The following is a 14,039-nucleotide window of genomic DNA, read 5'->3' on the forward strand; positions in this document are numbered from 1 at the left end:
GCGCGCTGGTAAAGATGATATTCAGAGACAGGTGCCATATGGATGTCTCGCGAAGCACCGGCAACAGCTTCCTATGCTGCAATCTGCTTTTATTTATACCCCAGGTACTTCCTCATCACTTTATCCTCCCCATAAATATCATCATAGAACTGCATCTTCCCCTCTATTCCTTCCGCAGTAAAGTAACGGAGATAGATAGCAATGCGGTTCGTCAGCGGTATTGCTTTTTTCTCCCCGCGATCTAACCAAACACGGATGCTGTCGTGCGACTTCGGGTCGTTGCGAACGAGGTAATGCGCCAGGCTATCCCACTGCTGCACCCGTACGCAGCCGTGGCTGAGGGAGCGAAAGGCATTGTTGAACAGGCGGCGGTTATTGGTATCGTGCAGGTACACGCTGTACTTATTGGCAAAGTTGAATTTCATGATGCCGAGGGAATTGTCCAGCCCGTCCATCTGCCGCAATACATAAGGGAAGTTACCTTTACCCAGTTTGCTCCAGTTGATCGAATCCGGACTTACCACCTGGTTGTCTTTATCTACGACTTCCAGGTTTTTGGATGCGAGATAACCGACATCTTTTTTGATGGCGGGCAGCATTTCTTTGAACACGATGCTGTATGGTACGCGCCAGTAGGGATATAGTACGAAATTCGTCATTGTACTATTCAGTATAGGCGTTCGCGTTCTGGGCGTACCTACAATGACGCGGGAGCTGAGTTGTAAGGTATCGTTCTCAAACACATCCATGCGGTAGCCGGGAATGTTTACCCATATGTAGCGGCGCGTCATGGTATCCGGCAGTTTACGCCAGCGGTCGAGGTTTAATGCTACCTGTGCCACCCAGTCGCTGGCAGGTCGGTTAAGGGCCTGCACCGTACGTTTACCGGCTACACCATCAGGATACATATTAAATTCCTTCTGGAACGCTTTCACCGCGGTTTTGATCACGTTGGTATCGATCACGACGCCGTTCGTATCCAGGTGCCGCGATTGTACCAGGCGATGGGCGAGGCGCATGCGGAAGTCGGCGGTGTCGGTATAAGTTTGCGGGAGGGTGTCCCAGGACAGGCTGCCGTATTGCTGCTGAAAGCTCACGAGGGCTTCCCTGAGCGAAACATAACCCTGGTGGCGTGGCTCCAGTTGATGCAGCACCGTCAGTACACGCCTGTCTGCCAATGCAGCGCTCAGCATTTCTACCATGGATGTATCTGAAAACGTGGAATCGGTGCGGAAGGTAACGCTGTCCCGGGGCGCTACCCCGTAGTGCAGGTGTGTCGCCAGTTTGAAGAACGCATCGGTGAGCATCACATCCATTTTTGCCCACAGTGCTGCGTCCTTACGCGCTTCTTTATTCGACTTCAATTGGTTGAGCCCTTCGAGTAAGGCCTGGCTGTGGTAGTGTGCGGGGACCAATCCGTAGTTGGCGGCCTCGCCGATGAGGCGGATGAGAGAGTCCATATTACTGCTCACCGCACCGCTTTTAGACCATTGCGCGGCGTTGCCTGTACGGCTGTAACTCATTTGCAGCGCGGATACACTTCGTACCGGCACGCTGTCTTCCATCTGGCCGTCATTGCCGGCCACATAATCCAGTCGTTCCGCAATATTTTCTTTGATCACTTCTTCCAGCTCACGTTCGTTCACCACGATCTGTTTCTCCCGGGGTGGAGTCTTTCGGTGACCACAGGCTGTTATAAACAAAACGAGTACGATCGGTAAGTGTCTGAGTATTTTTTTCATTTCCGTTAACAGCTGTATAGTTGGTGCAGCTAATGTAGGTCATTTGCAAATACCGTGCTGCACGAAATATGTTATTTTATACCCATACAACTAAAATGGGCCGGCGTACAGGTACACCGGCCCATTATTGGCCTTAACGTGTTATTGTGCGGCAGGCCGCTGCAACAACTTACTTACAACAATTCTTCTTCACGAACAGCGATTGTAAAAAACGCAGTATCCCCATCATCACTTTGGCCATTGTTATTTGTGTTTAAAGGCATTAAAAATGTTATGCTCCATCCTTACAGTAAAGGAATTAGGCATGTTGCGCACCATGTTGCCGGCCAGCTCCCAACGATAGGAAAGGTCGAGGCGGGTGGTGCTGTTAAAGATGAATTGCACGGCGGGTGCAATGTCTACATAATTCCCCTTTACCCCATTATCCACATTCGCCTTACCCAGGAACTCCACGTACAGGTTCATGTTGGTTTGCTCGTAGCTTTTGTAAGTAACGGGCAGGGTAAGGTATCCGAACGACAGGCTGTAATTCATCATATTACGCGAGAAGTTGTCGGTCAGGTTGTTTTTGATATTGTTGGTAAAGCGGTTATAGCCCAGGGTACCCGAAACGGCCAGCTTGTGTACCAGTTTAGTAGCGATAATGCCACCTGATACGCCGGAGGCATTGCCTTCCAGGTCCAGTTCGTCGTTGGCGAAGTTGAGCTCATTATGCTGCCCGTCCGCAGCCGGTACAAACGGATTATCGATCACCGACCCTTTCACGTAAGCGGCCATACGAAAATGCGAATGCGGCTCATCCTGTGAAAGGAAGCGGTATTTCGCGTATACGGACCCGCCTTCGAATCGGGTGCTTTGCTGCATGGCGTTAGACATATAGCCCGTAACGCGAACCATGAGCTGGCGATTGATGCCGTACATCAGTTCCGGTTCAAAGCGGAAGGCGTTGCGGCCATCGTGCTCCATTTTGAAAAACTTATTGGTAAGCCGCATACCGAGCGACTTTGCCGGCACGTTACTAGCCGGGTCACTGGATACGTACAGCTCCTGCGCCTGTGCCGCGATGGTAACACAGGTAAAGAACGCGATCAGGATTTTTTTCATGCGAGGCTATTAAATAGTTACATGGATCACGCGTTTGGAAGTAGCACCGGACTTGCAGCAATCGGCCATTGTACCGGTTTTGTAGCAGGCCATTTTTACCTGGCTGCTGTACTTCTTATATTCTTTGGCAGATACGAAGGATTTGTCGATCAGGGTAATGTCTTTTTCACCCTGCAACACCTGGTCTTTCACGTTTACGAAGTGTAAGGTCTGCCCTGCGAAAGGAACGTGAGCATCGTTACTCACTTTCACTTTGTTAAAGTCGGCCGTTACTACCACTTTGGCAACGAAGAAGCCGGCATCCTCCACCTTTTTGCTGATCGCGTCGAGATCAACGGTGGCGTTGGGCTTGAATACGAGGATAAAGGAAGTGGCATTCAGATCGGTGTCGATCTTATCAACGAAAGGCAAGGTTTCGAGCGACTTGAGGGTTGCGCGGGAACACATGGCGCAGGTAAGGCCGGATGCCTGAACGACTGCTTTTTTATATTGAGCCTGGGCGCCAAAGGCGATGGCGATAAAACTGATAAGTGCGATTATTTTTTTCATGACTGATTTATTTTTTCTGATAAGTAAATGGATACAATTACGCGCAGCCGAAGCCGCAGCGTTAACACATTAAACGTTGCAGAAAAAATCAGATCAGGAATACGCAGTTGCGCAGGAAGAGCGGCTGACTACCGACCGGGGGCGGCGCATGTTGCTGGTAGCTGAACTTCGCCGCCGTGGCTACGGTAATAGCCGGCGTTTGCAATACCGCTACCGGGAGGTCCAGGTCGAGCGGAAGCACGTTGTGGGAGAAAAATACTTTGGCTGCCTGGTGCGACTGGTCCACTTTCAGGAACTTGTGAACGTCCTTACAGCAATCGGCGCCCTTTGTACCGGGACGACCACATTTGCCGCAGGCGTCATCGTCTTCCGCATGCAGTTTTACAGATGCCACTTTGCCCATGCAATAATGCACGTTTACCGTAAAACCACTCGTGATGGCTACGTATAAAACGGCGATAAATATGGTGAGCAATTTCTTCATCTGGTACAAATGTAGGGTTTTTACTGTTAACGTATCTGTTAAACGGATGAAATCGCATGTTCCCGGGATGGCGCGTAAAGGAACAGCCGCCGAAGTGAGTGACACAACGGCGGCTGAAAAGAGTTGCTAAAGATGACTAAATCAATGATTTAGTTCACAAACCACCAGCGGATACCCAGGCGGAACGCAAAGTTGTTACGCGGATAAAGCGGGGCCGACATGTTGTTCTTCCACAGGAACGTGTTCAGGTTCTCACCGCGTACAAATGCGTTGAACGACTTGATGCGGAAGTGCACAAACGCGTGCACATCGGGGTAATTGGAGATGCGCTCCGTATTCTGGTAGAAGAACTGCCCAAGCAGCGGCGAATAATTATCGGCGTTGTAATCGGTATTGTAGCTGGCTTCCAGGCCGGTAACCAGGTTCAGGTTTTTGTAGAGTACATCTTCATAAGTGAAGCGGTGGCGCGTCCATACGGTAGGTAACTGTATAGGCGAATTGCCATGCAGCTGCTGAAAGGCCAGGTCGGCGTACCAATGCAGGTGATTGGCGGAAAAACGTTTGCTGAACACTACTTGTAACAGGTTAAACAGCGAGTTGAACTGCTGTGCCTCCGCGAAGTTGGAAAAGTAGTTGAACTTATTGAAAACAAAGTAATTAGCGGTCAGATCATACTGCAGCCGTTCGTTTCTGGCCGCGAACTGGAACTGGGTGATATTTTCCTTTCCGTAATCCACGGTGCTTTCCCAGGCTACGCGGTTGGTACCGAAATAGCGGTACACGTACGACGGTTCCCGGTTTACGTTGCGGAAACTCAGGCTCACATTGCCTAACATGGGATTGATGTAGCGGCTGAGCGTACCACTCACCACGTAATCGCCGGCGTTCTCGCCAAAGAGGTACAACTCACCTTTGGCTGACAAGTCCCACTTCTGGTTCTTCGTCTTATTCCGATATTCCCCGTGTATACTAAAGTTCTGGAAAGAGATGTTGCGACTGGTATCCAGGAACTCCCCTATCGTGTGATCGAACCTGGCCCCTGCACTGATAAAGTGCCCCAGGTTGCCCCGCACCGGGAACTGGATGAGCGACAGGTCGTTGGAGATCGTTCGCCAGAAGTGGCTGGCAAACAGCGTGTCGGTATCAGCAATATCGAACCCGTAATTGTTCTTGTAAAAATTACTGTCTACCTGCTGGTCGATAAACTCGTACCGCGACGACGTGTACGTGAGCGTGTGCTGCACCCGGAAGAACGGGTCATATTTATAATAATCGGTGGTATCGTTCACATGGACCGTATCGCCCTTGCCCCAGTCGTAGTGGTGCAGGAAGCGGATGCTCGCTTCTTTATAGGTATTTTTGGTAGAAATGGAATTGTTGAAGAACGAGAAGGACCCGCCTTGTCCGCCCAGGTTCACCGGTATGGTACGCCGGCGTTTGAAGTCTGGGTTGGTTAAGAAGGTATCGCTGGGGATGCCGCCGTTTTCGCCGCCGGTCAATTTGTTATTATAGAAGCTGGCGAAAGCGTGGTAACGTTTGTTCTTGCTATTGAAGCGGGCCGTGAGGCGTACACCGTTATGGTCTGTATTCTGATTTTTGAAGAAGCCGGGCGCACTTACCTTCCTGAACTCGAAGTTAAAGTTGAAACGCTCCGTACGGTTTTGCGTGTGTTGTGCATTGATCAACTGCTCCTGCATGTTGCCGATCAGGTATCCCAGCTCCGTGTACGGACGGTTGGTGTAGAAGAAACGGGCATCGTCGTGCGTGAAACGGTAAATATCGTAAGCGTGAAAACCAGCATCGAAGCCGGCCGTCATGCGGGGCGTAAATATCAGGTTACGGGCGGCGGATCCGCTGTTACCCAGGGTTACGTAGCTGTTGGGCACGCGTAAAAAGCTGCGGTACCAGTCGTTCAGTGACGAATCGAGCATAAAGTCCGTAGGCTCGCCGAGGTAGCGGTAGCGAATCGTGAGGGTATCGGGCTCATGCTCGTGACGGCTGGTGTCGCGTTGCATGGTACCTCCGCCGCTGCCCATACCGGAAAAGCGGCCGCTGTTAAACTGGGCCAGCAGGGTGTGGCTGCAAAATATCAACAGAATTATTATCCCTAATTGCCTCATCCTAAAGTTGCTACTAATTACAATTGTGCTATCAATTCCCTGAAAATCAATGTTAATTTGGGTTCTGCCGCATTGGCCGCTTCGAGCACCTCTTCATGTGTGATGGTATTCTCTTCTTCGCGGATGCCAAGGTCGGTGATCACACTCATGGCGAACACTTTTAGTCCGGCATGGGCGGCTACGATCACTTCCGGTACGGTGCTCATACCCACGGCGTCGCCGCCGATGATGTGCATGAACTTGTATTCGGCGCGCGTTTCGAAGGTGGGTCCCTGCACGCCCACATAAACGCCCGTATGTACGGGAATGTTATGAGCGGCGGCAATCTCTTTCGCTTTCGCGACGAGTGTTTTCGCATAAGGCTCGCTCATATCCGGGAAACGTGGCCCGAAGCTGCTTTCATTTTTTCCCCTCAGCGGATGCTCGGGTTGCAGGTTGATATGATCGGTGATGATCATGAGATCGCCTACGTTGAAGGCGGCGTTCATACCACCGGCGGCATTGCTGACGAGCAGCGTACTAACCCCCAGTTCCTTCATCACACGCACCGGGAAAGTAACCTGCTGCATGCTGAAGCCTTCATAATAATGGAACCTGCCGGCCATCGCTACCACCGGGCGACCTTTAATTGTACCCACGATCAGTTTGCCATGATGTCCTTCAACGGTAGCTACAGGAAAGTGCGGAATGTTACCATAAGGAATTTCCTTACGGTCGTCGATATCGTTTACCAGGTTGCCAAGGCCACTACCTAATATAATACCTGTTTCGGGCACCTGTGCGGCGAATTGCCTGATGTAGTCTGCCGCTTCCTTTATTTGCTGTATTATTCCGCTCATATGTGGGTTGACGCTAATTTAACATGTAGCCGGCCGCAGCGTCTGCTGCCAGCATGCGGGCAAAGTTAATCCTATAAACCATACTAAAAATCCTAAATCCGAAATATGGTTCTGATTTTCGAGCATAATACCCTATTTTAGCACCCAAAATTTAGTCCGATGAACTTACACGAGTACCAGGCGAAAGAACTGTTGAAAAAATATAATGTACCGGTACAGGAAGGTATCCCTGTAGATACCCCGGAAGCAGCGGCAGAAGCTTACAAGCAATTGAAGGTGCAGTTCGGTAACGAATTTGCGGTAGTAAAAGCCCAGATCCACGCAGGTGGCCGTGGTAAAGGTAAAGTAAGAGGCACAGAGCAACGTGGTGTAGCGGTAGGTAAAAATTCCGAAGACGTTAAAAAGATCGCAGGCAATATATTGGGCGGTACACTGGTAACCATCCAGACCGGCGAAGCGGGTAAAGTAGTAAATAAAGTACTGGTTGCACAGGACGTTTACTATCCCGGCGCTAACCCCGTAAAAGAGTTTTACCTCTCTATCCTGCTCGACAGAGCGAAAGGTCAGAACGTAATTATGTATTCTACCGAAGGTGGTATGGACATTGAAGAAGTGGCCCACAACACACCTGATAAAATATTCAAAGAGTGGGTACACCCAGGTGGTCCGCTCCAAGGTTTCCAGGCACGTAAAATCGCTTTCAACTTCGGTTTAAGCGGTGAGGCGTTCAAAAACATGGTGAAATTCGTAACCAGCCTGTATAACGCTTACGTTGGACTGGATTGCGCGATGCTGGAAATCAACCCGCTGTTCAAAACCAGCGACGAGAAAATTATCGCGGTTGACTGTAAAATGAACCTGGATGATAACGCCCTGATGCGCCATGCCGACCTGGAAGCGCTCCGCGACATCACCGAGGAAGATCCTACAGAAGTAGAAGCGAGCAAATTCAACCTGAACTACGTGAAACTCGACGGTAACGTAGGTTGTATGGTAAACGGCGCTGGTCTGGCCATGGCTACTATGGACATGATCAAACTGAGCGGCGGCGAACCTGCTAACTTCCTGGACGTAGGCGGTACTGCCAACGCACAAACTGTAGAAGCCGGCTTCCGTATCATCCTGAAAGATCCGAAAGTAAAAGCGATCCTCATCAACATCTTTGGTGGTATCGTTCGTTGCGACCGTGTTGCGCAGGGTGTAATCGATGCTTACCAGTCTATCGGTAACATCAACGTACCTATCATCGTTCGCCTGCAGGGTACCAACGCTGCCGAAGCGAAAGCGCTGATCGAAGAAAGCGGTCTGAAAGTACAGTCTGCCATCCTCCTGAGCGAGGCGGCTGCACTGGTAAACAAAGCAGTGACTGCGTAAGCTTCTTACGCCAAACGATAAACGAACGCCGCAGGACTTCCTGCGGCGTTTTCTTTTCCCCTGATCCACGTTTTTTCCCTATCTTCGGAACATCCATCCTGCCTTTATTATTTACTGTTTTATTTTTTGTTAGATGCAACGCATTCGCAGATTCTTTTTATTCTGTTCCGGCGCCCACATCCCTATGCTCGAGCGCGCACCGGTGGAAACCAACAAGTACGCAGGTATTGGTGGCACCATCTTTTTTACGGGTTTGCTGGCCGCTATTTCCGGTGGTTATGCCCTCTGGACTGTTTTTAACCAATGGTGGGCGGCGCTCCTGTTCGGCGCCGTATGGGGACTCATGATCTTTAACCTCGACCGGTACATCGTATCCAGCATGAAAAAGCGGGAAGGCTTTTGGGATGAATTTAAAATGGCCCTGCCCCGTTTGGTGCTGGCCGTGATTATCGCCATGGTTATTTCGAAACCGCTGGAGCTGAAGATCTTTGATAAGGAGATACAGGCGGAGCTGATCATCATGGAGCAAAAGACCTTCAAAATGCAGGAAGACAAGGTGAAGGAACGCTACCAGGCACGCATTACCGAATTGAATGCCGCTATTGACAAAGCAAAGAAAGAAGTAACCCAACAGGGCGGCCGCCGCGATACACTCATGTTACTCGCGCAACAAGAGGCCGATGGCACCGGTGGATCCCGCATCCGCAACCTGGGCCCTATCTACAAAGCAAAAAAGGCGGATGCTGATGCAGCCGGCAAATCTTACGATACCCTCAGCGCGCACAACCAGCAACTGATAACGCAATACCAGCAGGAAATAGCCGCTACAGATTCCACCATCAAAAACACCATCGCTGAACTAAAACGTGACCGGCTGGACGGATTTGCGTCGCGTATGGACGCCCTGGGCCATCTGACCGATGCGAGCGCGCCTATCCGGTATGCAAACTGGTTTATCATCCTGCTTTTTATCGCCATCGAAACGGCGCCGGTATTTGTAAAGCTCATCTCCCCCCGCGGACCGTATGACGATTTGCTCGAGCAGCACGAATATGCCTTCCTCGTACATAAAAAGGAACGCAAAGCCATGCTGGACATGGAGTCGGACGAACGGCTCACGATCGCCGGTGCAGAGAGTGAGCAGCGGGTAAAGGAAGTAACAGGATAATTTTTTAACCCGCTTTATGGAAATGGTACCTCGCCGTGCATCCTACAGGAAATAAGAACGGTATGAGACTGCCTATATGGATGGCCCTGTTGGCCACAATGCCTGCTTTTGCTCAAAAGCGCCAAACAGTAACTTCGAACGTCGATAAGGTGACAGTATTTTTATCCGGTGCACAGGTAACGCGCTCCGCCACCACCAGTTTGCCGGCCGGTACCACTACACTGGTGTTTCAACAGGTATCGCCGCAGCTGGAACAACGAAGCATACAGGTACAGGGACAAGGTGATTTCACCATCCTGTCGGTATCGCGTGAGTTGAATCTTTTAAAGACACAGCAAAAGCAGGAAAAGGTGCAGCAGCTGGAAACAGAGATACAAGTGCTGGAAGAAAAGCTTAACCGGGAAAGGAACGCCTTAGCGGTGTACCGGCACGAAGAAGAAATGCTGAACAAAAACCAGGACATCCGCAGTACACAGAACGGTGTTAAGACCGCCGATTTGCGGGAGGCACTCGACTTTCATCGCGCCCGCCTTGCCGAGGTGCTGGATAAACAGGCACAAGCTGCAAAAGCTGTATTGGTGACAGAAAAAGAATTGAAGACGATGCAGCAACAGCTGGTGTTGGTGAACAATCAGCACACACAGGCCACCACCGACCTGCTGGTAACGATATCTTCCAAAGAAAATATCAATGGCCGCTTTACCCTCAGCTACCTGGTAAAAAACGCTGGTTGGTACCCGCAATATGATTTAAGGGTGAAGGATATAAAACATCCGATGGAACTGGTGTACAAGGCAAACGTATACCAGTCGAGCGGGGAAGAATGGAAGAACGTGAAGCTGTCGCTATCCACCGGCAATCCGTCGGAGAATGGCACCAAACCAACGTTGCAGCCATGGTACCTGCGCGCATCGACACCCGATTACCAGCAGCTGAATGACGTAGTGGTGGTCGGTTATGGCGCGGCTAAAAGAATACGCGGCGTAGCAACTATGGAAGTGGCGGCAGCACCTGTAAAAGCAGAATTTAAAGAAGCCGAAGCACCAACGGTTGCGGTGTCTTACAGCGCTACGACCATTAACTTCGATATCGCCAATCCCTATACGATCGAATCGGATGGCAAACCGAATACCGTGGCTATTAAAGAGCAGGAAGTACCGGCGTTATATCAATACTATGCAGCACCCAAGCTGGATAAATCCGCTTACCTCATCGCCCGTATTACCGGCTGGGAATCGCTTAATCTGCTGGAAGGAGAAACCAGTATATATTTCGAAGGCATGTACGTAGGTAAATCACAACTTGGTCTGCAACATGCGGGCGACACGTTACAAGTGTCGTTGGGCAAAGACAAGAACATTACCGTAAACCGTACATTGCAAAAAGATTATTCGCAGCGGCAGTTCATCGGCAACTACAAAACAGATACACGTAATTGGGAAATCAGTGTAAGGAACAGTAAACGCGATGCGGTGAGTATTGTATTACAGGACCAGCTGCCTGTCACCACTACAAAAGATATCGAGATCAACCGCGTGGAAGTGGAAGGTGCGCAACAGGACGAAATAACCGGCTTACTCACCTGGAAGCTGGAGGTAGAGCCGGGCAAAGAAGTGAAGAAACACCTGAAATATGCGGTGAAATATCCGAAGGCACAGGTGATTAACCTCGACTAAATATCAACGCCTAAACGACTACAGGCGCTGAATAAAAAAGGCTGTATCAACAGTAGTTTGATCGTTGCCAGCATCGCGTACGCTAATTCTCTTCCTGAATAAAAAGGCTGACCATTACTGTTGGTCAGCCTTTTTATTTTTAATCTTTTTTCTTCTTGAGAAACAGCTTTTCCAGCGAGCGTGCATATTGCGTATTCGCATCAACCCGCGTAATGTCATCGAAAGAGATCATGCTGTACTTACGATCGAGCGTTAGTTTAGTACCAAACTCGTGCAGCACCAGCGTTTCGCCATCCATTTCATGAATTTCACCGATGAAGAAAATATCATCGTTTACATCCTGCACGTGGATGGTTACACAGCCATAACGTTCATTGAAAACGCGCAGCATATCTTCCAGCGATGTTACTGCAAATTCATCGTTCTCTTCGCGTAGTGAAGGGTCGATGAGTTTTGATACGCTGCTGATCTCGTTGCCACCCCAGCGAATGCGTGATACGCGATCGCGGCGCAGCAGGCTCAAACCATCGTAAGCGCCTTCACTTTCGAAGCGTTCGATGAGCAAAAATTCGTCATTAAAATCAACCACGTAACCAAAATCGAAATCGTTGTAACGGTCGATACTGATGTCCACTAAGGTTTGGTAGTGTTTAAGCTTGCCGAGGTATTTAGTCTCTAAGCTCATAAGCATAATTTTTAGGTATAAGGAATCCTCTCAAAGTACTGGCGGTGTTATCGTTTCATCAGGCGTCTTCGGTGGGTACTTCTACTTCGTACACTGGACTAAAGAGATACATTTTTCTGGTGGCTACTTCTTCGCATTTAAATCGCTTTCGCACCTTTTCTCCGCGTTTGAATATGCGGCCATCTTTGGTACGGAAGAGTTGATTCATCGCCAATTGTTCTATAAGGTAATGATTTTCTTTCTTACGATCATAGTTACGTAATACACGCATGAGATTTTCGTCTGCACAGGAGCTTGCTGCAAGGTCATGCAAACTGTTACGCAGCGCGGTTTCCACATCACCAGGTAAAAAATTTTTCCCCAGGAACTGGCGAAGGATAACAGCAAACTCATGCTTCCATTCTTTGCCATGTGCGGGTACGGAATGCGCGTATAAATTGAACGTAACGAGGTGAGCGAGTTCGTGGAGTAAAGTGATGAGGAAGGCGTATTTGTTGAGGTTACCATTTACGCTGATGCGGTGCCCTTTACCCTGGAAAGGATGCCTGTAATCGCCCAATACACTGGCGCGTTCGCGGGTAAGGGTAAGATGCACTTTGTAATCCGTTAAATAAGCCACTACCTGCTCGAAGGTTCCTTCGGGCAGGTAGGCGGCCAACGCACTTAAGGGATGCTCCTTTTTCACTGTCCTCTTTCCTTTATTTCTTACGCCGCAGTAATTTCTGCAGGCTGAATGTCTCAAAAACGGTATACACTACATACATGCCCATCAACATAAAGATGGTCGATTTGCTGATGCGTTCGCGGTTTACCAATACATAGATGCCGATGCCTACGAGGCATAACATCAGCTTGGCAAGCGTAGAGGCGTACACGCTGCGCACAAATACCTGGTTGTTGGCATTGGCGAGCCCGTTACGCGTATTAAAGTAGGAGATGGCAGATACTACGGCCAGTATTGCGTTACCGCCGGCTAATACCCAAATATGATTTCCTCCGCTCTCCAGCTGGCCTTTAAACCCGAAAATCAACCCGTTCAGGATGGCGAAAACGGAAATCAGGTTCCAAAAAAACTTATCGGTCATTATTTGCTTGTATCTTTTACAATTCGCCACAAAAGTAGCGCTATTGCCAGTAAAGACAAAACAATCATAAACAGTGGGAACCGCATATTGGCCCACTGATCAATTTTATAACCAACAAAAAGCGCCAGACCGATCAGCGCAATGAGCTGGAAACCCAGCCCAATGTAACGCAGGTATGCGTTAGACGGTTTCTTCCTGGACTTCTGTAACCCGGGATCTTCCATTTTTATTTTCCTTGTTGTCTATGGGCGCTTCAGCAGGCTCCATGTAGCAACGGCCGTTAAATTTAGCGGTCGGCTCCATTTCGAAATGAGCAGTGTAGATGTCGCCCTTGATCAAGGCATTGCCTTTCAGAAACAACAGGTCTTCCACTTTAATAATGCCCGTCACCTTGCCTAGGATGTCTGCACTGTTACAAATAAGGTCGCCCACGATTTCACCTTCCGGTCCTACCACGATCTTAGCCTTGGTAGATACCAGTCCGTTTACCTGGCCGTCGATACGGATATCGCCGTCGCAATCGATGTCGCCATTGATCGTGGTGCCATTGCCGATAATGTTGATGTTTGATGAAGGTACTGCGCCTTCGCCTTTAGCGTTACGGTTAAACATAGGTCTCAAAGGTTTTTCTGGTTAAAATATAGATTCGCTGTTAAGATAGTAAATTTTAATAACATATGACTAAATGATTGTTATGCACGTAATTAATAGGTACTGTTGTCCACCTTGGGCAACTTTAACATGTTGGTATCCAGTTTCATAGGTACGTTTCCATTGATCACCTGCTTCATATTATCCAGGTATTGGTCCCTGGCGATCACCATCTTTTGCAGGGAGTCTGTTTTCATCTTCAGTTGCATAAATTCTTTCCGTTGCTTCAGGTCGCCATAACCGGGGATGTAGTAACGAAGGGGCGTAAATACCACCGTAGCTACCGTAATGGCTACCAGAAGCACGAAGATCGTACTCATGGCCACATACACACTCATCCTGGATAAACGGAATGCTGTTACTTCTTCGTATGTATCATCATTCATGATTACCAGGCGATACTTGTGCTTAAGCCGCTCGAAGTTTCGTTTGTTATCTGCCGCAGGCATATTTAAAGAGATGTGGTTAAAAGCCGGGAAATTATCCAGGCGGATAAAGTTAAACAATTAATCCGGCGCGAAGTAAAGAAAAAAATTATCCTATCTTTAAAATATTTATCCAT

The 14,039-nt window shown here is 49.1% G+C and carries 15 protein-coding genes; 3 read left to right on the top strand and 12 right to left on the bottom strand.

The window, feature by feature from the left end:
- Positions 1-89 precede the first annotated feature (89 nt).
- From MKQ68_RS16250 to MKQ68_RS16275, 6 genes are all read right to left on the bottom strand, one after another.
- Positions 90-1,742 carry a L,D-transpeptidase family protein gene (locus tag MKQ68_RS16250; RefSeq protein ID WP_264280031.1) on the bottom strand — a complete coding sequence of 551 codons (1,653 nt, stop codon included), beginning with the start codon at positions 1,740-1,742 and terminating at the stop codon, positions 90-92.
- Between the two features lie 243 nt (positions 1,743-1,985).
- The gene (locus MKQ68_RS16255) at positions 1,986-2,846 is read right to left on the bottom strand and encodes a hypothetical protein (protein WP_264280032.1); all 861 of its coding nucleotides are present in this window, start codon (positions 2,844-2,846) and stop codon (positions 1,986-1,988) included.
- 9 nt (positions 2,847-2,855) lie between these two features.
- Positions 2,856-3,395, bottom strand: a complete 540-nt coding sequence (locus MKQ68_RS16260; protein ID WP_264280033.1) for a heavy-metal-associated domain-containing protein — start codon at positions 3,393-3,395, stop codon at positions 2,856-2,858.
- Positions 3,396-3,483: 88 nt separating this feature from the next.
- The gene (locus MKQ68_RS16265) at positions 3,484-3,879 is read right to left on the bottom strand and encodes an HYC_CC_PP family protein (RefSeq protein WP_244840518.1); all 396 of its coding nucleotides are present in this window, start codon (positions 3,877-3,879) and stop codon (positions 3,484-3,486) included.
- Between the two features lie 149 nt (positions 3,880-4,028).
- Entirely contained in the window at positions 4,029-5,972 is a 1,944-nt protein-coding gene (locus tag MKQ68_RS16270; RefSeq protein WP_264280034.1) for a putative porin, read from the bottom strand.
- Positions 5,973-6,016: 44 nt separating this feature from the next.
- Positions 6,017-6,838 carry a purine-nucleoside phosphorylase gene (locus MKQ68_RS16275; RefSeq protein ID WP_264280035.1) on the bottom strand — a complete coding sequence of 274 codons (822 nt, stop codon included), beginning with the start codon at positions 6,836-6,838 and terminating at the stop codon, positions 6,017-6,019.
- Between the two features lie 159 nt (positions 6,839-6,997).
- On the opposite strand from MKQ68_RS16275, the gene sucC reads away from it, so the two are divergent.
- The 3 genes from sucC to MKQ68_RS16290 all read left to right on the top strand — a co-directional run bounded on the left by sucC (position 6,998) and on the right by MKQ68_RS16290 (position 11,056).
- Positions 6,998-8,212 (top strand): ADP-forming succinate--CoA ligase subunit beta, encoded by a 1,215-nt coding sequence (sucC, locus tag MKQ68_RS16280; RefSeq protein ID WP_264280036.1) that lies wholly within the window; start codon positions 6,998-7,000, stop codon positions 8,210-8,212.
- Between the two features lie 133 nt (positions 8,213-8,345).
- A complete protein-coding gene (locus MKQ68_RS16285; protein WP_264280037.1) occupies positions 8,346-9,380 on the top strand; it encodes a DUF4407 domain-containing protein in 1,035 nt (344 codons plus the stop codon).
- A 62-nt stretch (positions 9,381-9,442) separates the two neighbouring features.
- Entirely contained in the window at positions 9,443-11,056 is a 1,614-nt protein-coding gene (locus MKQ68_RS16290; RefSeq protein WP_264280038.1) for a DUF4139 domain-containing protein, read from the top strand.
- Positions 11,057-11,195: 139 nt separating this feature from the next.
- Here MKQ68_RS16290 and MKQ68_RS16295 read toward each other — a convergent pair whose 3' ends face one another.
- The 6 genes from MKQ68_RS16295 to MKQ68_RS16315 all read right to left on the bottom strand — a co-directional run bounded on the left by MKQ68_RS16295 (position 11,196) and on the right by MKQ68_RS16315 (position 13,926).
- Positions 11,196-11,741, bottom strand: coding sequence for a hypothetical protein (locus MKQ68_RS16295; protein ID WP_244840527.1), 546 nt, complete (start codon positions 11,739-11,741; stop codon positions 11,196-11,198).
- Positions 11,742-11,799: 58 nt separating this feature from the next.
- Positions 11,800-12,426: a SprT-like domain-containing protein gene (locus tag MKQ68_RS16300; RefSeq protein WP_244840528.1), complete on the bottom strand. Its 627-nt coding sequence runs from the start codon at positions 12,424-12,426 to the stop codon at positions 11,800-11,802.
- 13 nt (positions 12,427-12,439) lie between these two features.
- Positions 12,440-12,826 (bottom strand): hypothetical protein, encoded by a 387-nt coding sequence (locus MKQ68_RS16305; protein WP_264280039.1) that lies wholly within the window; start codon positions 12,824-12,826, stop codon positions 12,440-12,442.
- Positions 12,826-13,050: an AtpZ/AtpI family protein gene (locus MKQ68_RS25945; protein ID WP_432803726.1), complete on the bottom strand. Its 225-nt coding sequence runs from the start codon at positions 13,048-13,050 to the stop codon at positions 12,826-12,828. The genes MKQ68_RS16305 and MKQ68_RS25945 overlap by 1 nt, the downstream gene beginning before the upstream one ends.
- Positions 13,007-13,438 (bottom strand): bactofilin family protein, encoded by a 432-nt coding sequence (locus MKQ68_RS16310; RefSeq protein ID WP_264280040.1) that lies wholly within the window; start codon positions 13,436-13,438, stop codon positions 13,007-13,009. Before MKQ68_RS16310 ends, MKQ68_RS25945 begins: the two co-directional genes overlap by 44 nt.
- Positions 13,439-13,530: 92 nt before the next feature.
- Positions 13,531-13,926 carry a hypothetical protein gene (locus MKQ68_RS16315; protein ID WP_264280041.1) on the bottom strand — a complete coding sequence of 132 codons (396 nt, stop codon included), beginning with the start codon at positions 13,924-13,926 and terminating at the stop codon, positions 13,531-13,533.
- Positions 13,927-14,039 lie beyond the last annotated feature (113 nt).

It is taken from the genome of Chitinophaga horti (genome assembly GCF_022867795.2).
Lineage (GTDB): Bacteria > Bacteroidota > Bacteroidia > Chitinophagales > Chitinophagaceae > Chitinophaga > Chitinophaga horti.